The 25,837-nt window shown below is 68.7% G+C and carries 25 protein-coding genes; 19 read left to right on the top strand and 6 right to left on the bottom strand.

All coding sequences use genetic code 11. From position 1 onward, the window contains the following. Nucleotides 1–4: 4 nt before the first annotated feature. On the bottom strand, nt 5–985 hold the full coding sequence (locus tag ACFVM3_RS01945) for a septum formation family protein (protein WP_378434689.1): 981 nt from the start codon (nt 983–985) through the stop codon (nt 5–7). Between the two features lie 155 nt (nt 986–1,140). On the opposite strand from ACFVM3_RS01945, the gene ACFVM3_RS01940 reads away from it, so the two are divergent. From ACFVM3_RS01940 to ACFVM3_RS01925, 4 genes are read left to right on the top strand one after another with little or no spacing between them, the layout of a single operon-like run. Then, complete coding sequence (locus tag ACFVM3_RS01940) at nt 1,141–1,683, top strand: hypothetical protein (protein WP_378434687.1); 543 nt, start codon at nt 1,141–1,143, stop codon at nt 1,681–1,683. Then, on the top strand, nt 1,684–2,850 hold the full coding sequence (locus ACFVM3_RS01935; protein WP_340685924.1) for a glutathionylspermidine synthase family protein: 1,167 nt from the start codon (nt 1,684–1,686) through the stop codon (nt 2,848–2,850). Nucleotides 2,851–2,897: 47 nt separating this feature from the next. Continuing rightward, nucleotides 2,898–3,350 carry a DUF350 domain-containing protein gene (locus tag ACFVM3_RS01930; RefSeq protein WP_378434685.1) on the top strand — a complete coding sequence of 151 codons (453 nt, stop codon included), beginning with the start codon at nt 2,898–2,900 and terminating at the stop codon, nt 3,348–3,350. Nucleotides 3,351–3,405: 55 nt separating this feature from the next. Next, nucleotides 3,406–4,311: a haloalkane dehalogenase gene (locus ACFVM3_RS01925; RefSeq protein ID WP_378434684.1), complete on the top strand. Its 906-nt coding sequence runs from the start codon at nt 3,406–3,408 to the stop codon at nt 4,309–4,311. 60 nt (nt 4,312–4,371) lie between these two features. Here the strand turns inward: ACFVM3_RS01925 and ACFVM3_RS01920 are convergent, their stop codons facing one another. Continuing rightward, nucleotides 4,372–5,655 carry an aspartate aminotransferase family protein gene (locus ACFVM3_RS01920; protein WP_378434682.1) on the bottom strand — a complete coding sequence of 428 codons (1,284 nt, stop codon included), beginning with the start codon at nt 5,653–5,655 and terminating at the stop codon, nt 4,372–4,374. 133 nt (nt 5,656–5,788) lie between these two features. Here ACFVM3_RS01920 and serS point away from each other — a divergent pair, with 133 nt between their 5' ends. Together serS and ACFVM3_RS01910 are read left to right on the top strand one after the other, a co-directional pair. Next, the gene (gene serS, locus ACFVM3_RS01915; protein WP_378434681.1) at nt 5,789–7,057 is read left to right on the top strand and encodes a serine--tRNA ligase; all 1,269 of its coding nucleotides are present in this window, start codon (nt 5,789–5,791) and stop codon (nt 7,055–7,057) included. A 27-nt stretch (nt 7,058–7,084) separates the two neighbouring features. Then, nucleotides 7,085–8,077: a DUF3558 family protein gene (locus tag ACFVM3_RS01910; protein WP_378434679.1), complete on the top strand. Its 993-nt coding sequence runs from the start codon at nt 7,085–7,087 to the stop codon at nt 8,075–8,077. Here ACFVM3_RS01910 and lhgO read toward each other — a convergent pair. Continuing rightward, the gene (lhgO, locus tag ACFVM3_RS01905) at nt 8,074–9,258 is read right to left on the bottom strand and encodes an L-2-hydroxyglutarate oxidase (RefSeq protein ID WP_378434677.1); all 1,185 of its coding nucleotides are present in this window, start codon (nt 9,256–9,258) and stop codon (nt 8,074–8,076) included. The genes ACFVM3_RS01910 and lhgO overlap by 4 nt on opposite strands. Before the next feature lie 65 nt (nt 9,259–9,323). On the opposite strand from lhgO, the gene ACFVM3_RS01900 reads away from it, so the two are divergent. Next, nucleotides 9,324–9,935: a TetR/AcrR family transcriptional regulator gene (locus ACFVM3_RS01900; protein WP_378434675.1), complete on the top strand. Its 612-nt coding sequence runs from the start codon at nt 9,324–9,326 to the stop codon at nt 9,933–9,935. After that, entirely contained in the window at nt 9,932–10,423 is a 492-nt protein-coding gene (locus ACFVM3_RS01895; RefSeq protein ID WP_378434674.1) for a nuclear transport factor 2 family protein, read from the top strand. The genes ACFVM3_RS01900 and ACFVM3_RS01895 overlap by 4 nt, the downstream gene beginning before the upstream one ends. Nucleotides 10,424–10,492: 69 nt before the next feature. Here the strand turns inward: ACFVM3_RS01895 and ACFVM3_RS01890 are convergent, their stop codons facing one another. Together ACFVM3_RS01890 and ACFVM3_RS01885 are read right to left on the bottom strand one after the other, a co-directional pair. Continuing rightward, nucleotides 10,493–12,037 carry an MFS transporter gene (locus tag ACFVM3_RS01890; RefSeq protein WP_378434672.1) on the bottom strand — a complete coding sequence of 515 codons (1,545 nt, stop codon included), beginning with the start codon at nt 12,035–12,037 and terminating at the stop codon, nt 10,493–10,495. Next, nucleotides 12,034–13,125 carry a C45 family autoproteolytic acyltransferase/hydolase gene (locus ACFVM3_RS01885; RefSeq protein WP_378434670.1) on the bottom strand — a complete coding sequence of 364 codons (1,092 nt, stop codon included), beginning with the start codon at nt 13,123–13,125 and terminating at the stop codon, nt 12,034–12,036. The genes ACFVM3_RS01890 and ACFVM3_RS01885 overlap by 4 nt, the downstream gene beginning before the upstream one ends. Before the next feature lie 143 nt (nt 13,126–13,268). Here ACFVM3_RS01885 and ACFVM3_RS01880 point away from each other — a divergent pair, with 143 nt between their 5' ends. Further along, entirely contained in the window at nt 13,269–13,487 is a 219-nt protein-coding gene (locus ACFVM3_RS01880) for a hypothetical protein (protein WP_378434668.1), read from the top strand. Then, entirely contained in the window at nt 13,484–14,155 is a 672-nt protein-coding gene (locus ACFVM3_RS01875; protein WP_378434666.1) for a hypothetical protein, read from the top strand. Before ACFVM3_RS01880 ends, ACFVM3_RS01875 begins: the two co-directional genes overlap by 4 nt. Nucleotides 14,156–14,269: 114 nt before the next feature. On the opposite strand, the gene ACFVM3_RS01870 is transcribed toward ACFVM3_RS01875, so the two are convergent. Then, on the bottom strand, nt 14,270–17,392 hold the full coding sequence (locus tag ACFVM3_RS01870) for a BTAD domain-containing putative transcriptional regulator (RefSeq protein WP_378434664.1): 3,123 nt from the start codon (nt 17,390–17,392) through the stop codon (nt 14,270–14,272). A gap of 104 nt (nt 17,393–17,496) precedes the next feature. Between ACFVM3_RS01870 and ACFVM3_RS01865 the strand changes: the two genes are divergently transcribed. From ACFVM3_RS01865 to ACFVM3_RS01825, 9 genes are all read left to right on the top strand, one after another. Next, nucleotides 17,497–18,627, top strand: coding sequence for a DegT/DnrJ/EryC1/StrS family aminotransferase (locus tag ACFVM3_RS01865; protein ID WP_378434663.1), 1,131 nt, complete (start codon nt 17,497–17,499; stop codon nt 18,625–18,627). Nucleotides 18,628–18,634: 7 nt separating this feature from the next. Continuing rightward, nucleotides 18,635–19,567 (top strand): NAD-dependent epimerase/dehydratase family protein, encoded by a 933-nt coding sequence (locus ACFVM3_RS01860; RefSeq protein WP_378434661.1) that lies wholly within the window; start codon nt 18,635–18,637, stop codon nt 19,565–19,567. Between the two features lie 26 nt (nt 19,568–19,593). Continuing rightward, nucleotides 19,594–20,790 (top strand): glycosyltransferase family 4 protein, encoded by a 1,197-nt coding sequence (locus ACFVM3_RS01855; protein ID WP_378434659.1) that lies wholly within the window; start codon nt 19,594–19,596, stop codon nt 20,788–20,790. Next, complete coding sequence (locus ACFVM3_RS01850) at nt 20,777–21,403, top strand: acyltransferase (RefSeq protein WP_378434657.1); 627 nt, start codon at nt 20,777–20,779, stop codon at nt 21,401–21,403. Before ACFVM3_RS01855 ends, ACFVM3_RS01850 begins: the two co-directional genes overlap by 14 nt. Before the next feature lie 521 nt (nt 21,404–21,924). Next, a complete protein-coding gene (locus ACFVM3_RS01845; RefSeq protein ID WP_378434656.1) occupies nt 21,925–22,500 on the top strand; it encodes a Uma2 family endonuclease in 576 nt (191 codons plus the stop codon). 75 nt (nt 22,501–22,575) lie between these two features. After that, complete coding sequence (locus ACFVM3_RS01840) at nt 22,576–23,136, top strand: copper resistance protein CopC (RefSeq protein ID WP_378434654.1); 561 nt, start codon at nt 22,576–22,578, stop codon at nt 23,134–23,136. Nucleotides 23,137–23,225: 89 nt separating this feature from the next. Next, a complete protein-coding gene (locus tag ACFVM3_RS01835; protein ID WP_378434652.1) occupies nt 23,226–24,494 on the top strand; it encodes a hypothetical protein in 1,269 nt (422 codons plus the stop codon). Nucleotides 24,495–24,561: 67 nt separating this feature from the next. Continuing rightward, nucleotides 24,562–25,071, top strand: coding sequence for a SigE family RNA polymerase sigma factor (locus ACFVM3_RS01830; protein WP_378434650.1), 510 nt, complete (start codon nt 24,562–24,564; stop codon nt 25,069–25,071). Further along, entirely contained in the window at nt 25,068–25,805 is a 738-nt protein-coding gene (locus ACFVM3_RS01825) for a hypothetical protein (RefSeq protein ID WP_378434648.1), read from the top strand. Before ACFVM3_RS01830 ends, ACFVM3_RS01825 begins: the two co-directional genes overlap by 4 nt. Nucleotides 25,806–25,837 lie beyond the last annotated feature (32 nt).

Genomic DNA, 25,837 nt, shown 5'->3' with positions numbered 1-25,837 from the left:
GCGATCACCCTCCGGTCTTCGGGGCCGAAGACGACGACGGCGGCGGGGTCCCGCCGGTGCCGACCTTGACACTCCCGGTGACCGGCGCCAGCCCCTTGTTGTCCGGCAGGACCGCCGCCACCTTGCAGTTCACCAGCGTCGACCCGGCGTCCCAGCTCTCCTGCTCGCGGACGTCCCAGCTGATGATGAGCTTCTTGGCCGCCAGGTCCGCGTTGCCGGTGTACTCCTGCGAGGCCGTCGAGCACTCGGTGTCCAGCCAGGTGTTCTGCTGCTCCTGCGACGGGTAGCCGTCCTTGAACTTCGTCTTGAGGTCGAGCGTCGCGAAGATCTCGTACGAATGCGGCTGCGCGCAGTCGATGGGGTCACCGAAGCTGTTGTTGAGCAGCGCGAGGCAGGTGCCCGGCTCCCAGACGGCGGACTGATCCTGCTCCTTCGCCGGCCCCTTGGTCGCCTGGAGCTTGCCGCCCTGGCCCGCCCACTGCAGACCGCACCGCAACTGCCGGTCACCGTCCGCCCACTGCGCGGGCGTCGGCCGGAGCAGGTTCATGCTCAGCTTGCCGTACGGGTCCAGCGTGCGGCCGAGGTACGGCTTGACGTCGATCGTGCACTGCGACCTGGAGATCTCCTGCCACTGCTCCAGGTTCGGGCTCGGCGCCCCCGGCGGGTACTGCGCGCCGATGTCGACGATGCTGGTGACCTCGAACAGGTGCGCCTCGGCGCACGGCACGCGCCGCGCGTCGGTGGCGTCCGGATTGTTCCAGGTCAGACAGGTGCCAGGAGGAGATTGGAACGCCTCGGCCGCGGCGGGCGACAGTTTGGGGGCGCCGCCGCCCGCACCGCCCTCCGGGCCCACGTTCCACGAAAACGCCACACTCAGCGAAAGCGCGATGATCGCGCCCGCGAACACACCGGCCATGACGAGCCGGGTGCGCAGGGTGCTCAGCGCGTTTCGCGGATCACGGAACCGCTCGGCCTGTTGAGACATCCACTCCATGATGCCCGCGCCGCACGTAAGGTGCGCGTACCGGGTGGTTAGTGTTGAGACACGGGTTCGGGCCGGCGGGCGATTACGGAGCTTCGATGACGCAGGATGACAACCAGGGGGCACAGCCGCCTCAAGAGCCGCCAAGGCGCGGCACCATGCGCTTTCAGGACGGCAGCACGCAGGCGCGGCAGCCGTCGCTCGCCGAGCAGCGGGCACGACAGCAGGCGCTCGCCGAGCAGCAGCGCCAGGAGGCGCTCGCGGCCGAGGCCGCCCGCGCCGCGGAGAAGAAGTCTTCGACCAAGAAGAAGATCCTGATCGGCACCGGCGTGACGGTCGGGCTGGTCGGCTTGGTCGCGACGTTCTACACCGTCGCGAAGCCGGAGAACGTCACGGCCGTCTGCACCACCAAGGACGGGATCGTCGACCAGGACGACAACTGCGACGAGAACTACGTCAGGTCGCACGGTGGGCACGTCAGCGGCGGTTTCTTCTTCATCCCGATCGGCGGTGGCGGCGGGTACAACAGCTACCGCTACAACTACGGCGGGTCCGGCGCGATCGGCCAGCGCGTGTCGGGCGGCTCGTACACCGCGCCGTCGAACGCGAACGTCAGCACGAAGTCGGGCAAGACGGTCCAGCGCGGTGGGTTCGGCATCAGCGGCAAGAGCGGTGGCAGCGGCAAGAGCGGGGGCTCGTAGGTGTACCGCGATTCCAAGCCGCCCCGGCGGGACTGGCAGAACATCGTCGAAGAGCAGGGGCTGGTCTTCGGCACGCCCGCCCGCGACGGCTCCGGCAAGTCCCGGCCGTACTGGGACGAGTCGGTCCACTACGTCTTCGACATGGACGAGATCCTGTCCGTCGAGGCGGACGTGGAGCTGCTGCACTCGATGTGCCTCGAAGCCGTCGACAACGTGATCACCACGGAGCAGTACCACCGCTTCGGCATCCCCGAGTGGGTGTGGCCGCATATCGCCGAGTCGTGGAAGCGGCAGGATCCGCACGTCTACGGCCGGTTCGACCTGCGCTACGACGGCAAGAGCCCGGCGAAACTGCTCGAGTACAACGCCGACACCCCGACCTCGCTGCTCGAGGCCGCGGTGCTGCAGTGGCACTGGAAGACCGCGGTCTTCCCCGAGAACGACCAGTGGAACTCGATCCACGAGAAGCTGGTGGAGCGCTGGGGCGAACTCGCCGACAAGCTGCCGTCGAACGAACTGCATTTCACCTGGTCGTCGGCCGATCCGTCCGGTGAGGACCACGTGACGACGGCGTACCTGCAGGAGACCGCGGCCGAGGCCGGGCTCGACACCGTCGGCCTGTCGATCGAGGAGATCGGCTGGGACCCGGTACTCAAACGGTTCGTCGACCTCGAAGAGGCGCAGATGGCGACCGTGGTGAAGCTCTACCCGTGGGAATGGGTGGTCGACGAGGAGTTCGGCCGCTTCGCCGTCGAGACCATGCCGCGCACGCTGTGGGTCGAGCCGCTGTGGAAGATGATCCTCTCCAACAAGACGCTGCTGGCGATCCTGTGGGAGAACTACCCGGGGCATCCGAACCTGCTGCCCGCCTTCGCCGACGACCCCGGTCTGCTGACCGAGTACGTCCGCAAGCCGAAACTCGGCCGCGAGGGCGCGAACGTGCAGATCGTCGCCACCGGGTACGAGACGCAGACCGACGGTGTCTACGGTGCGGAAGGGTTCGTCTACCAGGCGTTCGATCCGCTCCCGGAGTTCCAGGGCTACCGGCCCGCGCTCGGCGCGTGGATCGTCGGGGACCAGGCCGCCGGCCTCGGGATCCGCGAGACCGCGGGTCTCGTCACCGACGACGGAGCGGCGTTCGTCCCGCACCGCATCGTCGAGTCGTGATAGAAGCAACCGCACAAACCTGACATTCCTGACTTCTGGAGAACCCTGTGACCACCACCCTTGCGCTGTCCGACACGTTCGGCTCCGACCTCGTGCGAGGGATCGGCGCGATCCTGTTGTACGGCGTCGTCGGCCTGCTGCTGATGTTCGCCGGGTTCTGGGCGATCGACTGGACCACGCCCGGCAAGCTGTCCCAGCTGGTCAGCCGTGGCCTGCCGAACGCGGTCATCGTCACCGCGTCGGGTCTGCTGTCGATGGCGTTCATCGTCGTCGTGGCGATCGCGAACTCCGCCAGCGACCTGACCGAAGGCCTCATCACCTCGCTGGTCTACGGCCTGCTCGGCATCATCGTGCAGGTGCTCGCCGTCCGGCTGCTGGAGTGGGCGACCCGGATCGACGTCCGTTCGACGATCGAGAGCGAGAAGTTCGCCCCGGTCAGCGTCGTGGTCGCGGCCGCGCACCTGGCCCTCGGTCTGGTCGTGGCCGTCGGTATCTCGTGACTTCTTAACCTGCTGAAACCGGCATAGGCGCACGATTCCCACTAACGTGGGAGTCGTGCGCCTTTTAAGGACACCGGACGACCGGTTCTCGGACCTGCCCGATTTCGACTTCGAACCGCGCTACGCGGAACTCGTCGACCTTCACGGCGGCGTGATCAGAGTGGGATACGTGGAGGCCGGACCCGAGGACGGGCCGCCCGTCCTCCTGCTGCACGGCGAGCCGACCTGGTCCTACCTCTATCGCAAGGTCATCCCGGTGCTCGCCGACGCCGGGCTGCGCGCCATCGCGCCCGACCTGGTCGGCTTCGGCCGATCCGACAAACCCGGCGACATGGTCGACCACACCTACCAGCGGCACGTCGAGTGGATGCGCGCGTTCGCCTTCGACGTCCTCGACCTGACCGACGTCACCCTGGTCGGCCAGGATTGGGGCGGCCTGATCGGCCTGCGGCTGGTCGCCGAAAACCCCGATCGCTTCGCCAAGGTCGTCGCGGCCAACACCGGCCTCCCCACCGGCGACACCGACATGCCCGAGCTCTGGCACAGGTTCCGCGACACCGTCGAGAACGCCCAGGTGCTCGACGTCGGGCGCTTCGTGCAGTCGGGCTGCCAGACGAAGTTGTCCGACGAGGTCCGCGCCGCCTACGACGCGCCCTTCCCGAACGAGATGTACAAGGCCGCGCCGCGCGCGATGCCGTCGCTGGTGCCCATCACCCCGGACGATCCGGCCGCGGGCGCCAACCGGGCCGCGCTGAAGGTGCTCTCGGAACTGAACAAGCCGTTCCTGGTCTCGTTCTCCGACGGCGACCCGATCACCGCGCCGTGGGGCCTCGAACTGCGGGGCTCGATGCGCGGCGCCCGCGAACTCGAGCACCCGACGATCACCGGCGCGGGCCACTTCCTGCAGGAGGACGCGGGCGGACGGCTGGGCGAGGTCATCGCGCGCTTCGTTCGCTCCTGAATGCCAGGAAAGGACCGTTCCTTGCAAATTTTGCAAGGAACGGTCCTTTCCTGGCATTCGTCAGGAGATGGCGGCCAGGGCGTCGGTGATGATCCCGAGACCTTCGGCGGCCTCTTCGGCGGTGAGCGTCATCGGCGGCGCGATCCGCAGCACGTTGCCGTGCAGCCCGCCCTTGCCGATCAGCAGCCCGCGCGCCTTGGTCTCCTCCATCATCCGTGCCGCGGCCCCAGGGTTCGGCGTCATACCGCCCGGCTCGACCAGCTCGACGCCGATCATCAGGCCCTTGCCGCGCACGTCCCCGATCAGCGGGTTCCCCGCCGCGCGCAGGCCGTCGAGCAGTTCGTTGCCGCGGGCGAGCGCGTTCGCCTGCAGGTCGTGGTCGGCGATGTGGTCGAGTACGGCGGCCGCGCCCGCCATCGCGACCGGGTTGCCGCCGAAGGTCGAGATCGAGTTCGCGGTGAGACAGTCGACGAGGTCGCCGCGCGCCACGAGACCGCCGATCGCGAGCCCGTTGCCGAGGCCCTTCGCGAAGGTCATCGCGTCGGGGACGACGTCGTGCGCCTGGATCCCCCAATAGTGTTCCCCGGTCCGTCCCCAGCCGGTCTGGACCTCGTCGGAGATGAACAGGATCCCGTACTGGTCGAGGACCTCCTTCATCGCCTTGAACAGGCCGTCCGGCGGGGAGCTGAAGCCACCGACGCCCTGGATCGGCTCGGCGATCATGCACGCGACGTCGCCCGACGTGCCCGTCTCCAGGACGTCGACCAGGTCCGCGACGCAGGCGTCGATGTACTCCGTGTCCGAAAGCGCCCGGAAGGGGCTGCGGTACCTGTAGCCGCCGTGCACGTAGCTCACCTTCACCGGGCTGAGTGACGACGCAGACCAGCAGCGGTTGCCGGTGATGCCGACCGTCGCGAACGACCGGCCGTGGTACGAGTTCCGCATCGCCAGCACCTGGTTGCTGCGCCGGTACTGGGTGGCGAGCATGAGCGCGGTGTCGTTGGCCTCGGTCCCGGAGTTGGTGAAGAACACCTTCGCGTCGGGGATGCCGGAGAGCTTCGCGATGCGTTCGGCCAGTTCGACCTGCGACCGGATCAGGTACAGCGTCGACGTGTGCAGGATGCCGGTGTCGAGCTGCTTGCGCACCGCGTCGCTGATCGCCGAGACGTCGTAGCCCATCGAGTTCGTCAGGATCCCCGCGAAGAAGTCGAGGTAGGTGCGCCCGGTCGAGTCGATGACCCGGCGGTCCTGCGCGTGCACGATCTCGATCGGCTCGTCGTAGTAGAGCGCCAGCCACGACGGCAGTACCGCCTTGTGCCGCGCCAGCAGGTCCGCATCGGTCATCGGGTTTCTCCGTCCGCAGCAGGGAGATCTCAGTATGGGGACGGCCCGAAACGGGCGGCAACGATCAGACTGTCGGGTTATCCGCGTGGACCCGCACATTTTGTGCGGCTCGCACGGACTACTCTCAGCACTCGTGATTGACCCCAGGACTCTGCGCGATGACCCGGACGTCGTGCGCGCTTCGCAGCGCGCCCGTGGCGAGGACGAAGGAGTGGTCGACAAGCTGCTCTCCCTCGACTCCCGTCGCCGCTCGTCCATCGCCGCCGCCGACAAGCTGCGCGCCGAGCAGAAGTCGCTGGGCAAGCTCATCCCCAAGGCACAGGGTGACGAGCGGGCCGAGCTGCTCGCCAAGGCGAAGGACCTCGCCGCCCAGGTCAAGACGGCCGAGGTCGAGCAGACCGAGGCGTCGGAGGAGTTCGAGCAGCTGCACCGCCTGGTGCCGAACCTCGTCCACCCCGAGGCGCCCGAAGGCGGCGAGGACGACTACGTCGTGCTCAAGCACGTCGGCGAGCCGAAGAAGTTCGACTTCAAGCCGAAGGACCACCTCGAACTCTGCGAGGGCCTCGGCGCGCTCGACATGGAGCGCGGCGCGAAGGTCTCGGGTTCGCGGTTCTACTTCCTCACCGGCATCGGCGCCCAGCTGCAGCTCGGTCTGCTGAACATGGCGGTCGCGCAGGCGACCGCGAACGGGTTCACCCCGATGATCACCCCGACCCTGGTGCGGCCGGAGATCATGGCGGGCACCGGCTTCCTCGGCGCGCACTCGTCGGAGGTCTACCGCCTGCGCGACGACGACCTGTACCTCGTCGGCACCTCCGAGGTCCCGCTCGCCGGCTACCACGCCGACGAGATCCTCGACCTGAACGACGGCCCGAAGCGGTACGCGGGCTGGTCGTCCTGCTACCGCCGCGAAGCCGGTTCGTACGGCAAGGACACCCGCGGCATCATCCGCGTCCACCAGTTCGACAAGGTCGAGATGTTCGTCTACACGCGTCCCGAGGACGCCGAAGCCGAGCACGCGCGCCTGCTGGACTGGGAAGAGCAGATGCTCGCCAAGATCGAGGTCCCGTACCGGGTGATCGACACCGCCACCGGCGACCTCGGCACCTCCGCGTACCGGAAGTTCGACTGCGAGGCGTGGGTGCCGTCGCAGGAGACCTACCGCGAGCTGACCTCGACGTCGAACTGCACGACGTTCCAGGCCCGCCGCCTCGGCATCCGGTACCGCGACGACGACGGCCGCCCGCAGATCGTCGCCACGCTGAACGGCACGCTCGCCACCACGAGGTGGATCGTCGCGATCCTGGAGAACCACCAGCTCGAAGACGGTTCGGTCCGGGTCCCGGAGGCGCTTCGCCCCTTCCTCGGCGGAACCGAGGTACTCACGCCGACATCGAAGTAGCGGTCGGCGGTGACGGGAAGAGGACGCATGCGGTTTCGGAATTCGCTCGCGATCGGGCTGGCGGTGCTGACGCTCGGCGGCTGCACGTCGGTCGTCGGCGGTACGGCCTCGCCGGTGCCGGGCCAGGGGCCGGTCGTGACGAAGGCCGAGCCGTGCAAGTTGCTCTCGCAGGAGCAGGCGGAAGCCATCGGGGTCACCTTTCCCGGCAAGGAACGTCCGGCGGACAAGGCGCGGAAGATTCCCGGGACCTGCCGCTACCCGGAGCTGGAAGACGCGCCCGACGGGGTCGCCCTGGAGGTGTCGCAGAGCTACAACCTCTCGCTGGTCGATTACGTCAGCGGCGCTCTTCCCGGGGAGAAGTTCGGCATCGGCGGGTTCACCTGGACCCGGTACGCGTCCATCTTCGGCCCGAGCCACTGCTCGCTGATGACCGAACTCGATCCGAAGACCTTCGTCGAGATCACGAGCGAAGCCCCCGGCGACGACGTCACCAAGGCCTGCGACCTGGCGAAGGCGGCGGCTCCCGCGGTCGCGTCCCACCTGCCCGGCGGGCAGCCGAGCCCGCCGCTCACCGCGCCTCCCGGCCAGAAGCCGATCGAGCCTTCCGGGCCGCTCCTGACCGTCGACCCGTGCTCCCTGCTCAAACCGGACCAGGTGACGCCGCTGAACCTTCAGGCCGCGCGGCCGATGAACGGTTCGTCGAGGGATCCGAAGAACGGCTGCCAGTGGGACGACAACGACGGCGACAAGGGCAAGAAGGCGCTCGACCTGTGGCTCTACACGGCGACGAAACTCGAGGACGTTCCCGGCCTCGAAGGCACCCCGGCCGAGCAGGTGGTGGCGGGCAAGAAGTGGTTCGTCTACTCGAGCCCGGACAGCCCGCTCTGCGTCGCGATGCTGCCGGTCACGGAGACCTCCTCGGTCAAGGTCAGCACCGGTGACCTCAGCGACAACGCCAAGGCCTGCGAAATCCCGCAAGCCGTGATGCCGCTGGTGACCGGGAACATGCCCGCTTTCTAGCCGGTCAGTTCGTCGGAGATGTGCTTCGCGATCTCCAGCGCGCTGGTCGCCGCCGGCGAGGGCGCGTTGAGGACGTGCACCTGGTTCCGCGCGGTCTCGATCAGGAAGTCGTCGACGAGCGCGCCGTCCGGGCGCAGCGCCTGCGCGCGGACGCCGGAGCCGTGCCGCACGATGTCGTCCTCGGTGACGGCGGGGACGAGCCGTGCGAGGCTTTCGGCGAAGCGGCGGCGCGAGAACGACCGGCGGACCTCGTCGAGCCCGGTCGGGTACGCGTACTTGCGCGCGAGCCGCCAGACGCCGGGGAAGCGGGCGACTTCGGCGAGGTCCTTCGCCGAGATGTCGCGCCAGGTGTAGCCCTCGCGGCGAAGCGCGAGCACGGCGTTGGGGCCGGCGTGCACGCTGCCGTCGAGCATGCGGGTCAGGTGTACGCCGAGGAACGGCAGTGACGCGTCCGGGACCGGGTAGATCAGGCCGCGCACCAGATGGCGGCGTTCCGGCTTCAGCTCGTAGTACTCGCCGCGGAACGGCACGATCCGCGCGCTCGGCGTCAGCCCGGCGAGCCGCGCGACGCGGTCGGCGTGCAGGCCCGCGCAGTTGACGAGGGCGTCCGCGTGGATCACGTCGTCGCCGGTCGCCACTTCGACACCACCGGTGCGGCCAGGGCGGATCCCCAGCGCGGGCGTGCCGAGGCGCAGGTCGGCGTCGGATTCGTCGAGCAGCCGCACCAACGCGGTGCAGACGGCGGGGAAGTCGATGATGCCGGTCGACTCCACGCGCAGCGCGGCGACGCACGAGACCTCGGGTTCGTACTCGCGGGCCTCGCTCGGGGTGATCAGCTTGGCCGGGACGCCGTTCGCCTCGGCGCGTTCGGCGAGCACCTTCAGCGCCGGAAGCTCCGCTTCGGAGGTCGCGACGACGAGTTTGCCGCACACCTCCACCGGCACCCCGTACTGCCGCGCGAAGTCCACAATGGACCGGTTGCCCGCGCTCGCCATCCTCGCCTTGAACGAACCCGGCTTGTAGTAGAGCCCCGCGTGCACGACGTTCGAGTTGTGCCCGGTCTGGTGGGCCGCCCAGTGGTCCTCCTTCTCGAGCACCGTGACGTCCAGACCACGTTTGGTCAGTTCCCAGGCGGTGGCGAGACCGACGATCCCGCCTCCGATGACTACGACTGTGCGCACGATCGACCAGGTTACCGGGAGCGCTACCTGACAGTTGTCAGGTTCGGTGATAGCGTACCTAACCGATGTCAGGTAAACGGCTGAGCAGGGAAGAACGCCGGGAGCGGATCCTCGCCGCGGCGGCGCGGGTGTTCGCCGCGTCCGGCTACGACGCGGCCGGGATGCGCGAGGTCGCGACGGCCGCCGGTATCAGCACGCCCGTGCTCTACGACCACTTCCCGTCCAAGGCCGCGCTGTACGCCGGGCTCCTGGAGTCCGAAGTGGACAGTTTGCTGGCGGGCTGGGCGGACCTGTCCGTGTCGGGCACCGCCGAGGAGCTGCTACGCGGCCGGGTGGCGGCGATCTTCGCCTGGATGGAGACGAACGAACGCGGCTGGCGGATGATCTTCGCCGAGACGCCGTCCGACGAGGCGGTCGCCGAGGTCCACCGGCGCGGGCAGGCCAGGGCCACGGGGCAGCTGGCCGAGGTGTTCGCCCGCGTCCCTGGCCTGGCGCTGACCGCCGACCTGCCGCGTGACCGCGCGAACGAAGCGCTCGCCGAAGCGGCGAAGAGCGCACTGAACGCCATCGCCACCTGGTGGTGGAGCAACCGCGACATCCCGCGGGAGCAGGTCGTCGCGCTCACGGCGGATCTGTTGTGGCGCGGGCTGGGAAACCTGATCCAGGAGGACACATGAGCATCGACACCGCCGAGCGGTACCGCCGCGCCCTCGAGACCAGAGACGTCGAACTCGCGCTGAGCGCCTTCGCACCGGACGTCGTCGTGCGCTCGCCGTTGACGAGCCGCGTCCGGTTCACCGGGCACGCGGAACTCAGGCCGCTGCTGGAGGTCGCGTACTCGCACCTGCGCGACGTCCGGTTCCACACCGACACCGGCGACGAGACGACGCGGGTCGTCGTCTACACCGCGCGCATCGGCGGCGAGGAGATCGAAGAGGCGGCGGTGCTGAAACTCGGCGAAGACGGGCTCATCGCCGAAGTGACGTTGTTCGTGCGGCCGCTGCCGGGGCTCGTCGCGCTGATGGACGCCTTCGGCCCGGACATCGCGCGCCGCAACGGCCGCACGTTCGCGGCCCGGCTGCTCGCGGTGGCCGCGAAACCCTTGCTGGCCATGGTGCGGTCCGGTGACAAACGCGCTGTCCCGTTGGCCGGGCCGAGGGGCTGAAGGACGCTTTCCCCGCGTCTCATGCGAGGAAAGCGTCCTTCGCCGCGTCCTATGTGGTGAAGGGGCCTTTCAGCCCACCGGGGCAGGCACCGGAGCAGGCTCCTCTTCGGGATCTTCGAGGACCTTCGGCACCCCGCGCAACGTGAACAGCACGCTGACCGCCAGCAACGCCATCAGCCCCGCCGAGCACACCATCGTCACCTGTAACCCGTCGACGAACGCCGACTTCGCACTCGCCAGTACCAGCGAGCCCTGCTCGGGCGGCAACTGCGCGGCGACCTGGACGGCGCCGCCCAGGGTGTCCGAAATCGCCGCGGAGGTCTCCGGCGGCACACCCGCCGGGATGACGAGTTCGCTCCGGTACAGCGCGCCGAGCACACTGCCGAGGACGGCGATCCCCAGCGCCCCACCGAGTTCGGTCGCCGTCCCGGAGATGGCCGACGCCGCGCCCGCCCTGGCCTTCGGCACGACGCCGAGCACCGTGTCCGTCGCGACGGCGAGGATCAGCGACAGCCCGACACCGAAGATGATCATCGCGGCGAGCAGGTCGGTGTAGACGATCGTCACGCCGACACCCGCGTACAGCGCGAAGCCGGTCGCCGACAGGGCGCAGCCGAGCCCGATCGTGACCGCCCGGCCGAAGGCCTTGATCGCCAGCGGCGTGAGCAAGCCGCCGAGGATCGCGCCGCCCATCCCCGGCAGGCCGGCGAGCCCGGCCTTCAGCGGCGACCAGCCCGCCACGAGCTGCAGGTACTGCGCGAACATCAGCGAGACCGCGAGCTGCGCGAACATCGCCAGGATCGTGGTGCCGACGGTCGCCGAGAACGCCCGCTGGGCGAACAGCTTCAGGTCCATCAGCGGTTCGGCCAGCCGCGGCTGCCGCAGGACGAACGCCAGCAGGCAGCCGAGGCCGAGCACGGCGGCGACCGCGACGTCCCAGTGCCCCCAGCCCTTGTACGCGACTTCCTTGATCGTGTAGACGATCCCGACCATGCCGACGAGCGAAAGCAGCACGCTCGGCACGTCGATGCGATGGGACACCGGGTTCTTCGATTCGGGCAGGATCAGCGCGCCCGCGATCACCATGACCACCACCACCGGCACGTTGACCAGGAACACCGAACCCCACCAGAAGTGTTCGAGCAGGAAACCGCCGACAAGCGGCCCCATGCCGAAACCGAGGATCGTCAGCCCGCTCGAAACCCCGATCACGGCCGCGCGTTCCTTGCCGGTGAACACGTTCCGCACGATCGACAGCGTCGACGGCATCAGCGTCGCGGCGGCGATCCCGAGCAGCGCGCGGGCGGCGATCAGGAGTTCCGCGGTCGGCGCGTATGCCGTGATCACCGAAGCGACACCGAACAGCGACGCCCCGATCAGCAGCAGCTTCTTCCGCCCGACGCGGTCACCGATGTTCCCCATCGTGATCAGCAACCCGGCGAGCGCGAATCCGTACGCGTCCGCGATCCACAGCAGTTCCGTGGTCGACGGCTGCATTTGTTCCGAAAGCGACGGCAGCACCAGGTGCAGCACGGTCAGGTCGATCGCGATCAGCAGCTGCGCCAGCACGCAGACCGCGACGGTGCCGATCTTGCGGCCCTTGCCGATGGTCACCGGGAGACGCCGAACGTGAGTTCCGGCGTGTGCCGCGCGGTGCCGTTCTCGCCGTCACCCAGGTAGAACCGGGTGCTCAGGGTGCGGGCAGACGGGTCGAGGACGCTGCGCCACAGCGTCCGCCACGGCGCGCCGGGCTCGACCGCGAAGGACACCGCGTCGAGCGCGTCGCGCGGCCCGGCGTCCGCTTCCTTCGTGATGGTGCGAAGTCGCTCGTAGGTGCGCATGGTCTCCGGGTTGTCCTCGGGCAGCGCGTCGAGATCGGGATGACGGTGCAGCAGGTGGTTCGTGACGCACAGCGGCCCGTCGGCCACCTCGACGAAGTACTCGACGTCGTGCGCTCCGCGTTCGTACACGAAGCCGCGACCGGAGGCGTCGGCGACGATGTAGTGGCAGGGCGCGCCGTGCGCGTACTGCTTGGCGAGCATCAGCGCTTCCTTGGCCTCGTCGACGGATTCGCAGGTGTCCAGCAGATACCGGCACACCTGGAGCACCGAGAGACCCGCCTGCGGACCGTGCTCCAGCGGCATGGCCGTCTCGACCTCGGCCATCAGCAGCGCGACGACGAGTCCCGCCTCGTTGACCCCTTCCGTTCCACCGTCCATTGTGGACATCGTGAGGGACGTCGACGCGATGCCGTCGTCGGGGATCGTCGTCAGGACGTAGGGCCGTGACGCCATCGGCACGGTCCCGTCGTCGACGGGTTCCTCCCCGGCCAGCACCGCACCGAGCTGAGTCCAGCTCATGGTGAAGAAGTCGTAGTTGCGGCCGAGTTCGCTGCCCGTCCAGAGCGCCGAACAACCCGATCCGGCGGGCAGGGCGCTCGCGTCGTCGAGGGAGACCGCCGCGTCGGCGGGCAACCCGTGTGCCTCGGCGAACCCGGCCGTGCGGGCCGCGTACTGCGGCCAGTTCCGCGCGAACCAGGTCCGCCGTGCCCTGGCCACGATCGGATCGAGCGGCGGCGGCGACCAGTCCGAGCGCGCCTTCACTTCGGCGCCGAGCGCATGGCCGATTTCGGCCTGGGAGCCGCGCAGCGTCAGATGCCGCACGGCGAGGAAGTCTTCGGGAGATCCGGCTACGTAGGTCATGCCCCGGAGGGTGTCCGCCGCCGCTGACCGTCCACGCACCGAACGCTGTCAGCGCTCGTCAGTGTCTGTCGGTGCTTGTCATCGGAATGTCATGTGCCCCGCGCGAAAGTGGTCCCACCAGGCAACGACGAACGAGGGAAACCATGCTCAGCAACAAGGTGTACATCATCGGCGGGGCGGTCATCAGCGTCCTCTTCCTCGCGCTCGCGATGGTCGAGTTCTCCACCGGCTACCCGGACGACGGTCTGCAGGACCTGCTCTACGCCGCCGTGAGCGCCGGCGCCGGCGCGCTGCTGTACGTCCTCGACCGCCGCCAGCGTGACCGTCGTGCGGCTACCGAAGCGCAGCGTGACGCCCGATGAGGAACATCGACGGCGGCTTCCTCGCCGCACCCGACCAGGCCTCCCTCCAACGCCGCGAGCAGGACGTGCGCAAAGGCAAGCTCGCGCTGATGCTGGCCGTCGTCGGCGGGTTCGTCGCGCTGGTCGCCGGCTACAACGTCGTTGCCGACTTCTCCCCGGTTTCGCTGGTGGTGACGATGCTCGGGCTGGCCGCGGCGATCGGCGGCGGGCTGCTCACCAAACACCTGATGCGCGCCGTCCGGTTCCGGGTGCACAAACCGAACGCGGGCCTGGTCGGCGCCGCGAAACTGTCCGGAATGGTCGTGGCCGTCCTCGGCTTCATCGCACTGGTCGGCTCACTGGAGGGGCCCGGTGTGCTGCGGATCATCGCGATCGCCGTCGGCTGCGCGGCCATCGGCTACGTGAAGTCCCTGCACGACCAGCAGTGGGTGCTCTTCGAACTGGACGCGGTCGGCGTCCGGATCGAGCGGACGGTCGTGCCGTGGCGTGACGTCACCCGGCTCACCATCGACCCGGTCGGCCCCGGGATGACCCGCCTGGGCGCGGTCCCGGTCAACGCGGCACCGCTGTACGTCGCGGTCCAGGACACGGAACTCGACCAGCGGCTCCTCGCCGAGGCCGTCGGCCGCTTCGCGCCGCAGGGCACGCAGCTGACCCGTGCTCAGTGAGGAGTACGGGGTCAGCTGGCGTGTCGCGAAAGCCACTTTCGCGACGTCTGATGTCCCGAAAGTGGCTTTCGCGACGCGTTATGCCGGGCCGGGGCTTCACGACCGACAGAGCCGTCACGTTTGCCCGGCCAGCTGAGTGGCACCCCGCAGGCCGAGCCCGCGGCGGTAAGCCCGGTCGAAGTCGTCGCCGAGCCGCTCCCGCACGCTCGTCCTGAGCAGGGCGGCGTCCAGATCGACGGCGAACGGGGTGCCCCGGATGGTCACCGCCGCGCCGATCAGGACCGCCGCCCGCTCGGCGTCGCCCCGCAGCAGCGCGACCCCGGCGAGACCCTCGACGGCGCAGGCCATGGTGGTGCTGTCGTTCCAGCGGTCCGCCGACACCAGCGCCAGCCGGTGCAGTTCCTCGGCCCCGTCGAGGTCGCCCTCGGCGGCGAGGACCCAGCCGAGGGAGATCTTCGCTCCGGCGCGCACCCCTTCGGCAGCGAAAGAACCACCGGAGCACTCCGCGAGCGCGCGTTCGCTCAGCGCGCGGGCCGCCGCCAGATCGCCCTCGTGCCGGGCGAGGAACGACAGCCCGACGTACCCGGCCGCCCGGCTTTCGGGCATCCCGGACCGGCGCGCGATCTCGATGGCCAGTTCGAAATCCGCCCGCGCTCCCGCCGCGTCGCCGTGGAGCAGCTTGCTGCCGCCGCGACGGCACAGCAGGTCCGCGTTGTCGTCGGACGCGCCGAGTTCCCGCATCAACCGCAGGGCCTCGTTCATCGTTTCGAGGGCTTCGGCCTGCCGGTTCGTCCAGATCAGGACCTGGGAGAGATGGTCGAGGGCCATCGAAAGGCCCCAGCGTTCCCCGATCGAGCGGAACGCCAGCGCCCCCTCGCGCAGGAATTCCTCCGCCGTGTCGAGATCGCCCTGCATCAGCGCGCGGAGGCCGTAACCGGTCGGCGCGAGGGCGAGGCTCCAGGCGTCACTGTTCGCCAGCAGCACCCGGCTGCGTTCGATCAGCGCGTCGTCGTCACCGGGCGGACCGGTCACGACACCCATCAACAGCAGCAGCGCCGGGTTCCGGGGCGCCTTGACGAGGCTCAGCATGAGGCCGTCCACCAGCGGCAAATGCCGGTCGAGCGCCTCGTGGCCCCGCAGTCCCGCGGCGGCGGTGAGCACGCAGAGCTGGTACTCCTCTTCGAGACCGTCCGGCGCCCGCTCGCCGAGCCGTTTGACCACCTCCAAGCACAGCGTCGAGCCCTCGAACCGGCGACCGCGCATCCACCAGTACGTCACCAGCGAAGCCGAAAACCGGAGCGCGATCCGCACGTCGGCTTCGGCGGCCCAGCGCAACGCGGCCAGGAGATCGTCGTAGGCGGCGTCGAGCCGAGCGAGCCAGACCAGCTGGTCGCCGGTGCGCAGCATTGGATCGGCTTCCTCGGCGAGGGCGAGGAAATGCTCGGCGTGCGCGCGCCGCAGCCGCTCGGTTTCGCCCGCTTCGGCGAGTTTTCCGGCGAAGAAGGCTCGGATGGTTTCGAGCATCCGGTACCGGTCCCCGGTCCGCTCGACCAGCGATCTGTCCACAAGAGACGGAAGCAGCTCCGCGACGTCCGGCACGGCGCAGACCGCTTCGGCGTCGGCCAGGGTCGTACCGCCCGCGAAGACGGTCAGCCGCCTGGCGAGCAGGCGTTCGTCCTCGTCGAGCAGGTCCCAGCTCCACTCGACAACAGCGCGAAGGGTGCGATGACGGCTCTCGGCTGCCCGGCTGCCCCGCGAGAGCAACCTGAAGCGGTCATCCAGCCGGGACGCGATCTCGCCGACCGGCAGGGTCCGCACGCGCGCGGCGGCGAGCTCGATGGCCAGCGGCAGCCCGTCGAGCGCGGCGCAGATCCGCTGAACGTCGCCCGCGGTCTCGTCGTCGACCACGAAGCCCGGATCACTCGCCTGGGCCCGGTCGGCGAACAGGCGGACCGCGGCGAACTCCAGCGACCGGCCGGGCGGTGTTCCCGGCGGCGGCACGGCGAGCCGCGGCACGGGGGAGACGACCTCGCCGGTGATGCCCAGCGGTTCGCGGCTGGTGGCGAGCACGCGCAGCGCGGGGGCCGCGCCGAGCAGCCGGGCGGCCAGTTTCGCGGCGGCCTCGATCAGGTGCTCGCAGTTGTCGAGCACCAGCAGGACCGCCCGTTCGGACAGCGCGTCGATCAGCCGCTCCAGCGGCGCGTTCTCCACCGGCGCGGTGACCGTTCCGAGCGGGACCGTCCGCAGGCCGAGCGCGGTCAGCACGGCGTGCGCGACGTCAGCGTCTTCGGTGTAGGGCGCGAGTTCGACGAAGACCGCGGGGAGGTCCACGGCGGCCGCGGTCTCGATGGCCAGCCGCGTCTTGCCCGCCCCACCGGGGCCCGTCAGCGTCACCAGCCGCGAGCCGTCCAGCCTGTCGAGCACGTGCCGGAGATCGCCCTCGCGGCCGATGAAGCTGGTGAGCTGGGCGGGGAGGGCCGCGGACGTGGCTTTGACGGGCGGCGTCTCACCACGAAGCACGGCCAGATGCGCGGCGGCGAGATCCGGCCCGGGGTCGGTACCGAGTTCGTCGGCGAGGACGCGGCGGGCGTCGTCGAACACGGTGAGCGCGTCGGCCTGACGTCCCGCGGCGTGCAGCGCGCGGATCAGCAGCGCGCGGGGCCGTTCCCGCAGCGGCTGCTCGTCGATGACCTCGCGAAGCTCGCCGAGGACGTCTTCGTGTCTTCCCAGCTTGAGCTCGGCCTCGACGCGGTCCTCGATCGCCGACGTCTTCAGCTCGTTCAGCCTGGTGACCTGCGGATCCCGGAACGGCGCGTCGGTGATGTCCGCGAAGGCCGGGCCACGCCAGAGCGCGAGAGCGTCGCGAAGCAGTTCCGCCGCCTTCGCGGCGTCTCCCGCCGCGAGAGCGCGTCGTCCCTCGGCGGCGAGCCGCTCGAATCGGTGCACGTCGACGTCGTCGGGATCCACGGCGAGCCGGTAACCCGCCGGGCTGAACTCGACGGGCGCGAGTTCCTTCAGCGCGCCGCGCAGCCGTGAGACCTGCGATTGCAGCGCGTTCGCCACGCCTTCGGGTGGCTGCTCGCCGTACAGACCGTCGATCAGCCGCTCCGCCGGGACGACCCGGCCGGCCTCCAGCGCGAGCAACGCGAACAGCGTCCGGACCCTGGGCCCGCCGATCGGAACGGCGGTGCCGTCGTCGCGGCGCACCTCCGTCGCCCCCAGAACGCGGAATCGCATGGGGTGAAGAGTAGGGCGTCGTTGACCTGGGCGGATCCAGCCCGCCCGAACTACGCCGATCGGCGTCTATACACTTCGCCGGGTCCCCACGCAATGGGAGAGGTATGTCCAACCAGGAACCCGTGGTCCTCGGTCAGCCGACCGTCGGCGACGAAGAACTCGCCGCCGTGGCGGAGGTCTTCCGGTCCGGCTGGCTGGCCGGCGCCGGCCCCGCGTGCCGTCGTTTCGAGGAACGCTTCGCGAAGACCGTCGGCACCGCGCACGCCCTGACCACCAGCAACTGTGGCTCGGCACTCTTCCTCGGGCTGCGTGTGCTCGGCGTGAAGCCGGGCGACGAGGTCATCGTCGGCGACTACACGTTCCCCGCCACCGGCCACGCCGTGCTCCAGGCCGGCGCGACACCGGTGTTCGCCGACATCCGCCCCGACGTCTGGAGCGCCGACCCGGCGTCGATCGAAGCCCTGATCACCCCGCGCACGGTCGGCATCCTCGCCGTCGACGTCGCCGGCCAGCCCGGGGACTTCGACGAGTACCGCGCCATCGCCGACAAGCACGGCCTGTGGCTGTTCGAGGACGCCGCCTGCGCCGCGGGCGCGACGTACAAGTCCCGCCCGGCAGGCAGCCTCGCCGACCTGGCCGCGTTCTCCTTCCACGGCCGCAAGGGCATCACCGCAGGTGAGGGCGGCGCGCTGGTCTCGGACCGCGAAGACCTCATCGCGCACGCGCGCAAGCTGCACACCTACGGCATCGAGCCCGCCATCACCCGCGAGGGTTCCGGCGCCCTGCCGATCCCGGAGTTCCACGAGCTGGGCTACAACTTCCGGCTCTCGGATGTGCAGGCCGCGATCATGAACGTGCAGCTGGACCGGCTCCCGGATCTGCTCTCGGCCCGCCGTTCGGTGGCCAAGCGCTACCACGAGGCGTTCGAGAACCTGCCCGGTCTCGACGTCCCGGTGGAACTGCCGGACCGCGAGCACCCGTGGCAGGCCTACATCCTCACCGTGGCCCCGGAGATCGACCGTGACGCGCTCGCGCTGCGGATCCGTGAACAGGGCGTGCAGTGCAACTTCGGCACGTACGCCTCGCACCTCCAACCCATCTACGGCAAGAAGCAGACCTTGCCGGTATCGGCGGACCTCTTCGCCCGTCATCTCGCCATCCCGATGCACGCCAACCTCACCGATGCCCAGGTCGACCGGGTCATCGGGACCGTCAGCGCCGCACTGCCGAGCTAGGAGAGAAATGCCCGACAAGAAGGTCTTCTTCACCGGGGGCGGCGGTTTCATCGCCGCGCACGTCATCCCGATGCTGATCGAGGGCGGCTACACCGTCCGTGTCTTCGACAACATGACCCGCGGCGACCGCGCCCGGATGAACGAGTTCGTCGCCACCGGCAAGGTCGAACTGGTCGAGAAGGACGTCCGCTACGGCGGCGCCGTGCGCGAGGCCATGCGCGGCTGCACGCACGTCATCCACTTCGCCACCGTGTCGATCAACAAGTCGGTCGCGGACCCGCACGAGTCCATCGACATCAACATGGTCGGCAACCACAACGTCTTCGCCGCCGCGGCGGACGAGGGTGTCGAGCGGCTGGTGTTCGCCTCGACCGCGTCCGTCTACGGCGACCCGAAGCGGCTGCCGATGCACGAGGACGACGAGCTCAAGCCGCTCACGCCGTACTGCATCTCGAAGCGCGCCGGCGAGGACATGCTCGGCTTCTACGAGCGCACCAAGGGCCTGTCCTGGAACGCGCTGCGGTTCTTCAACGTGTACGGCCCCGGCCAGAAGATCGAGGCCTACTACACGTCGGTGATCAACCACTTCATCCAGCGCCTGCGCGCCGGCCAGCCGCCGATCATCGACGGCCGCGGCGACCAGTCGATGGACTTCGTGCACGTCACGGACTTGGCCCGCGCCGTCGTCGCGGCGCTCGAGTCGGAGAAGGCGAACCTGCCGATCAACATCGGCACCGGGATCGACACCTCCATCGCGACGCTGGCGAAGATCCTCATCGACGCCGTCGGCGTCAACGTCGAGCCGCAGTTCAACGAACGCGACGTGCTGGTCTCGCGCCGCGCCGCGGACATCACCCGTGCCCGCGAGATCCTCGGCTGGGAGCCGAAGATCACCGTGGAAGAGGGCATGCGTGAACTGGTGAAGGCTTCGGAGGGATGACCGCCGGGCCAGGGGAGAGCCGCCCCATGCGTATCGCCGTGGTGAACAACTTCTTCCCGCCGAGGGTGGGCGGAAGCGCGCACATGGCGGCGTCCCTGGCCGAGCAGTACGCGGCGCGCGGGCACGAGGTGCTCGCGATCACCGCCGCCTACGCCGACGCCCCGGCCGACGAGACGAAGGACGGCTACCGCGTCGTCCGCCTGCCCGCGGTGAAGATGCCGCAGCTGGGCCTGTCGATCGACTTCGACATGAGCTTCGCCTCGCTGCGGCCGGGGAACTGGCGGCGGCTGTGGAAGCTGCTGGACGAGTTCAAACCGGACGCCGTCCACCTGCACGGGCAGTTCTTCGACCTGTCGTGGCTGGCCGGGCTGTACGCGCGGCGGCACAAGCTGCCGATGCTGCTGACCATCCACACGCTGCTGATCAGCGACAACAAGCTGTACGGCGGCGTGTTCCGGTTCCTGGACAGGGTCCTGGTGAACCCGATCCTGCGCTACCTCAAGCCGCGCTACGTCATCCTCGACAAGCTCGGGGTCGACTACTGCGTCGAGCGCTACGGCACGAGCGACGCGAACTCGGACTACTTCCCGATCGCCGTCGACACGGGGAACTTCGAGAAGCCGCTCACGAAGGACGTCCGGGCGGAGCACGGGCTCGGCGACGGTCCGGTGATCGTCTCGCTCGGACACGTGATCCCGCTGCGCAACCGGCTCCCGCTCGTCGAGGCGCTGCCGTCCATTTTGGACAAGCACCCCGATGTGAAGGTGGTCGTGGTCGGGCGCGTCTACCACGACGTCTTCTTGAAGCGGGCCGAAGAACTCGGCGTCGCGGACGCCATCATCGTCACCGGCGCCGTGCCGAAGGCCGACGTCCCCGCGTACTTCGCCGCCGCGGACATCGTGACCCACGACCTCAACGGCGGCTGCGGTACCGCGTCGCTGGAGGCGATGCTCTCGGGTACCGCCACCATCGCCTCGGTCACCGAGGACAACTACCCGGGTATCGAACTGCGCAACGGCGAGAACATTTTGCTGGTGCGGCCGGACGACAGCGAGGCGGTGGCGAACACCGTCATCGACCTGCTCGACGACCCCGAGAAGCGGGCTTTGGTGGCACAGCGGGAAAGCGCGATGGTGCGGGCCAACTTCGGCCTCGACGTCGTCGCCGAAGAACACCTGCGTACCTTCGAGAAACTGGTGACCGAGGCCGATGTTCTTCGATGACGAGCGCAGCAACCGCCTGCGCCCGCAGATCCTGACCGAACTCGTCTCGCAGTACATGAACGACGCCGAACGCGCGAAGTTCTACGGACTGCCGGAGACGACGAGGGTCCGCGAACGGGTCAAGATCATCAGCCCGGAGAACCTGAAGATCGGCGAACACTGCTGGATCGGCGAAGGCGCCGCGCTCGACGCGAGCGGCGGGCTGGAGATCGGCGAGCACACCAGCATCGGGCTCAACACGCTGATCTTCACGCATTCCAGCTGGCTCGCGAACATGACGCTGCAGAACCACTCCGGAAGCGACCTCATCGAGCGCAAACCCGTGAAGATCGGCAAAGGTTGTTTCATCGGCGGCCTCGTGGTGATCATGGCGGGCGTCACGATCGGCGATTTCGCCACCGTGCAGCCGAATTCCGTGGTCGCCAAGGACGTCCCGCCGCGCACCCTGGTCGCGGGCAACCCCGCGCGCGTGTTCCAGAAGTACGACGACGAGTACATCCAGTCCGAAGTGGAGCGTGTGCGCGCCGAGAACGCGCGGCGGCGTGCGCTGGCTGAGGAGCGCGGGGACGCGACGGGGTCCTGGGGCGCCCCGGCAGGCGACTTCACGGAGTAGTCAGAGCCGGTCGGCCATCAGCTTCGCCAGCGAGGCGTAGACGTCGGTTCTGGTCTCGTACATGTACAGCGTCGCGACCCGTGTTTCGCCATGGCTACGCTTTCCCACGGCCACCAGAATGTTGAGGTCCGGGCCGTCGGTGGGGATCTTGCACCACAAGGCCTGCTCGCCGACACCTGAAAGCTGTGTGACCGGTTGCCTGCATTCCCTCGTGAGCTTGTGTGGTGGTGAGGATTCCCCTCGATCTGTGCACGTCGGGAACGCAGCCAATGTGGGGCGATCGTGACCAGGCGTTTCTTTCCGTCCGGGTAGAGAGCGCGCCGACAGTCAAGAACCCAGGGTTCTTTCGTTCTCGAAAGGGTAGATGACCTGCGGAAACACAGGATCACAATGGTGCACTCCGATGCGCGCCTTGCTTCGTCGCAACTCCGCACCGTAATGATTCACCACTTTCCGCGCTGATACGTTCTCGGGAAATCGTGGGAAGATGGTCTGGTGATCACCGGCGAAGGAGGAGTTCGATGAGTGTCGTGCAGTGGCCTCACCGCCTCCTGACGCTCGACGACTGGGCCGCGTTGCCGGAAGACCCGGAGCACCGCGTGGAAGTCGTCGAAGGAGTGCTGGTCGTGGCCCCCCGGCCGATGTCGTTCCATCAGCTCGCGGTCACTCGCCTGGGCTACCTGCTCAACGAACAACTGCCTGAAGCGCTTATGGCCCTTTCGGAAGCCGAGTTCATCGTCTCGGAACTCCCGTTGACGGTTCGCGTCCCGGACGTTCTCGTCGCGGCGACCGAGCTCGTGGAAAGGAACCCGGCACGGTACGCGGCTTCGGATGTACGGCTGGTCATCGAGGTGCTGTCCGAGGGCACCGTCCGCACCGACCGGGTCACCAAGTTCTCCGAATACGCCGAAGTGGGTATCGAGCACTACTGGATCGTCGACCTCGAAGACCCGGCGAGCATGACCACCTACCGCCTGATCGACGGCGAGTACGAGAACTTCGGCGAGCACACCGGCAAGGTGAGTCTCGACTTCGACGGCACCCCGCTCACTCTCGATCTCGACGCGCTGACCACCCGCCACGCGCAGCGGCCCTAGCCGAGCCGGAACCAACGCCCTTCCCGCGCCCGGCTACTAGGCTCGACCGAGAGTTCGCCGGGCGAAGGGTGTCAAATGAGGTTCAAGCGGTTCGGTGCGTCGTTGCTGGTCACCGGGTTGGCCCTGCTGGGTGCCGCGTCCCCGGCACTGGCCCACTCGGAGCTGAAGAGCAGTGACCCGGCGAGGGGCGCTTCGCTGGCGACGCCGCCGACACAGGTCAAGCTGACCTTCTCGGGCCCGGTCACCCTCGCCGACGACAACCCGATCCAGATCACCGGCCCCGAGAACGCGTCCTGGACGGTCGGCCGGGCGGAGGTCGCCGGAACGGTCGTCACGGCGCCGGTCAAGGCCGTCGGGCCCGCGGGCGAGTACACCCTTCGCTACAAGGTGACGTTCGAGGATTCGCACGCCGCGAGCGGCTCGGTGAAGTTCAACCTCAGCGCCCCGGCGGCGGCCCCGAGCAGCCAGAGCCAGCCGAGCAGCCAGGCCCCGGCGAGCAGCGCCACCCCTGCGCCGCAGGCCGACCAGACCACTCCCGAAGACCTGGTGCCGTCCTGGGTGTGGATCGTCCTCGCGGTCGCCGTGGTCGCGGCCGGGATCGTCGTCGCGCTCCGGCTCATCCGCCGGAAGGACTGAAGCTTCAGCCCGGAATGAATCGTCCTTGAACCGGTGATGAACCGGTGCCTGTCAGCGTGGTGCTCCAACCAGCTGAAAGGACGGTTGGCATGACGGGAAACGCACCCCGAGTCGTGGGACAGGTACTGACCGGTGCCGCGTTCACGGTTTTCTTCGGTCTGGTGGGCGCGGGCGCGGCGACAGCCCAGCCGTGCAACAAGTTCGCGAGTACCGGTGGCGGTTGTACGCCGGACGGCGGCGGGAAGAAAGTGGAAAGCAGGGCAGAGTTTCGCCCTGCGGCGCCTCAGAAGCAGGAGAAGAAGGCGCCGGCGAAGAAGCGGGTGACCCACGTCCGGCCGGACAAGGACGACAAGAAGTCCCACAGGTCGAAGGACGACGACAAGGACGAGAAGAAGGATCGCGACGACGACAAGAAGGACGACCGGAAGCGCGACGACAAGAAGGACGACAAGCGCGACAAGAAAGAGAAGAAGGACGATCGGAAGGACCGCGACGACGACAAGAAAGACGACAAGAAGCGCGACGCCAAGAAGGACCGCGACAAGGACAAGGACCGTCACAAGAACCGAGAGAAGGACGAAGACGAAGGCCGGGACAAGCGCCGTGACAAGGACGATGACAAGGCCCGCGACAAGAAGGACGACAAGGGCAAGAACAGAGCGCGCGACAAGGACGAGGACCGAGACGACAACAACGAGCCCACAGCCGAACCCGTCCGAGCCGCGAAGGTAACCCCGGCGGTCCGGCCCGCGACGGCGACCTCGATCCCGACCGTCAAACCGGTGAGTCTGAAGAAGCAGGCAACGCCGCCGCCGTGGGGCGGTTACGACATCGTCGCCCCGTCCTGGTGCAACGACGGCTGCAAGATGGCCATGAAGTACCTCGAGCCCGTCGTCAAGGCGTTCAACGACGCGATCACCCCGGACAGCGCCGGGTTGAAGGTCGAAGGCTTCGACGGCAAGGGGAAGATCTTCTCGATCGAAGGCCACCGGTTCTACGCGCAGGGAACCTGGTACCTCCCGGACGGGACCGCCGGTGGCGAATACAGCGTCGGTGCCGACGGGAAACTCGAACTGAAGTTCTCGAAGATGCTGATCCCGGAATTCGAGGCCTCCGCGCTGCTGGGCGCGAAGATCTCAGGCCCCGAACACGAGGCGGACCTGGGCCCGTTGCTGACCAAGGTCAAACCCGAGGTGTCGGTCGGGGTCGGGGCGAAGCTCGGTGCGGGCTTCGCGCGCGGCGACGACGGCAAGATCCGGTTCAAGGCCGAGGGCGGGCTCACCGGCCCGATCGGGTTGAGTTCCGGTTTCGCGGTCGAGCCCGAAGAGGATGTCCTGCGTCATCTGGGACCGAGGTAGCCTTCCTTCGTCGGTGGCCGAGGCAACCTTTCCGGTGGTCAACCGTCGAACGGAGATGAGGACCAGGGTGGCTCGCGGCGATGACGAGTTCGTCGAGTTCGTGCGGAACTCGGCGTCCCGTCTTCAGCACGCCGCCTACCTGCTGACCAGCGATCGTCATCAGGCCGAGGACGCCACCCAGACCGCGCTCGCGAAAACGTATGCGGCCTGGTCGCGCGTACGCCGTAAGGACGCTTACGCGTACGCGCGACAGGTCCTCGTCAACCACGTCATCGACGGCTGGCGGCGCCCGATCCGCGAGAACGCCACGGAGGAGATCCCCGAGCAGCCGAGCGGCCTGGACGTCGCCGGTGCCGTCGTCGAGCGGAAATGGCTGCTTGACGCGTTGCGTACGCTCACAGACCGGGAAAGGGCCGTCGTGGTGCTCAGGCATTTCTTCGACTTGAAGGAATCCGACGTGGCCGGCGAGCTGGGTGTCTCGATCGGCACCGTGAAGAGCACCAATTCCCGCGCCCTGACCAAGCTGCGGATCACCGCGGAGGACGGAACGGAACTGATCGGGGGGCTCGGACGATGACCGACCTCGAGACGCTGCGTTCGGCATTGCGGGAGCCGCCCGCCGAGGGGTTCGCCGAGCCCGACCTCGGCGCGATCATGGCCAAGGGCAGGCGGATCCGCCGTCGTCGCCGTCTCGCGACCGGCGGGGGCGGACTCGCGGCCGCCGTGGTGACGGTGCTGGTCATCGTCGGCGCGGTCGCGCTCAAGGGCTCTTCGCCCGAACAGCAGCCGCTTCCGCCCGCCGCCGGCGCGCCCCCGGCACCGTCGGCACCTGCTCCGGCGCCGACGGTCACCGAGGCCCCGCCGGAGCGGCCTTTCGGCGAGGCGATCCCGCTCGGCATCAAGGGTGAAGGTGGCCGTGAGCTGGTGATCCACGCCTTCGCGATCGACGAGCCGCAGATGCCGGACGTCAGGTTCGGCCTGCAGGTCGCGTACCGGAACGGGACCGGCGACTACGACGCGCTTCTGGCCGCCAATGAGTTCAAGGGATCCGATCGGTCGTTCGGTTTCCACGCCGTGGACGGTGGCGACCTGATCAGGGGCACGTTCGTGCCCGTGTTCGGCTACTTCTCGGGTCCGGCGGCGCGGATCACCAGCACCGTCCGCGGGAAACCGGTCGAGGCCAAGGCCGTCCCGTGGAGCGTGGACCCGTCGGTCGTCATCTTCTGGTTCGACCCTGGCCAGGTGGAGTCGCCGTACGTGCTGACCCCCCTCATCGCTTACGACGCGAAGGGCCAGCGCCTCACCAAATAACGCAGTTAGTCCTCTGAATGCGGGAGTTGCGT

Origin of the sequence: Amycolatopsis sp. NPDC057786, assembly GCF_042797905.1 — a bacterium.
In the GTDB taxonomy this organism is placed as follows: Bacteria; Actinomycetota; Actinomycetes; order Mycobacteriales; family Pseudonocardiaceae; genus Amycolatopsis.
This window is presented reverse-complemented; position numbering and strand designations above follow the sequence as displayed.

Bases quoted from the DNA above. Each gene is read 5' to 3' on its own strand.
- ACFVM3_RS01885 (WP_378434670.1), bottom strand. From the start codon at position 13,125: ATGACCTACGTAGCCGGATCTCCCGAAGACTTCCTCGCCGTGCGGCAT.
- ACFVM3_RS01835 (WP_378434652.1), top strand. From the start codon at position 23,226: ATGACGGGAAACGCACCCCGAGTCGTGGGACAGGTACTGACCGGTGCC.
- ACFVM3_RS01870 (WP_378434664.1), bottom strand. From the start codon at position 17,392: ATGCGATTCCGCGTTCTGGGGGCGACGGAGGTGCGCCGCGACGACGGC.
- ACFVM3_RS01875 (WP_378434666.1), top strand. From the start codon at position 13,484: ATGAGGAACATCGACGGCGGCTTCCTCGCCGCACCCGACCAGGCCTCC.
- ACFVM3_RS01855 (WP_378434659.1), top strand. From the start codon at position 19,594: ATGCGTATCGCCGTGGTGAACAACTTCTTCCCGCCGAGGGTGGGCGGA.
- ACFVM3_RS01940 (WP_378434687.1), top strand. From the start codon at position 1,141: ATGCGCTTTCAGGACGGCAGCACGCAGGCGCGGCAGCCGTCGCTCGCC.
- ACFVM3_RS01865 (WP_378434663.1), top strand. From the start codon at position 17,497: ATGTCCAACCAGGAACCCGTGGTCCTCGGTCAGCCGACCGTCGGCGAC.
- ACFVM3_RS01910 (WP_378434679.1), top strand. From the start codon at position 7,085: ATGCGGTTTCGGAATTCGCTCGCGATCGGGCTGGCGGTGCTGACGCTC.
- ACFVM3_RS01895 (WP_378434674.1), top strand. From the start codon at position 9,932: ATGAGCATCGACACCGCCGAGCGGTACCGCCGCGCCCTCGAGACCAGA.
- ACFVM3_RS01900 (WP_378434675.1), top strand. From the start codon at position 9,324: ATGTCAGGTAAACGGCTGAGCAGGGAAGAACGCCGGGAGCGGATCCTC.
- ACFVM3_RS01840 (WP_378434654.1), top strand. From the start codon at position 22,576: ATGAGGTTCAAGCGGTTCGGTGCGTCGTTGCTGGTCACCGGGTTGGCC.
- ACFVM3_RS01850 (WP_378434657.1), top strand. From the start codon at position 20,777: ATGTTCTTCGATGACGAGCGCAGCAACCGCCTGCGCCCGCAGATCCTG.
- ACFVM3_RS01920 (WP_378434682.1), bottom strand. From the start codon at position 5,655: ATGACCGATGCGGACCTGCTGGCGCGGCACAAGGCGGTACTGCCGTCG.
- ACFVM3_RS01860 (WP_378434661.1), top strand. From the start codon at position 18,635: ATGCCCGACAAGAAGGTCTTCTTCACCGGGGGCGGCGGTTTCATCGCC.
- ACFVM3_RS01845 (WP_378434656.1), top strand. From the start codon at position 21,925: ATGAGTGTCGTGCAGTGGCCTCACCGCCTCCTGACGCTCGACGACTGG.
- ACFVM3_RS01945 (WP_378434689.1), bottom strand. From the start codon at position 985: ATGTCTCAACAGGCCGAGCGGTTCCGTGATCCGCGAAACGCGCTGAGC.
- ACFVM3_RS01880 (WP_378434668.1), top strand. From the start codon at position 13,269: ATGCTCAGCAACAAGGTGTACATCATCGGCGGGGCGGTCATCAGCGTC.
- ACFVM3_RS01825 (WP_378434648.1), top strand. From the start codon at position 25,068: ATGACCGACCTCGAGACGCTGCGTTCGGCATTGCGGGAGCCGCCCGCC.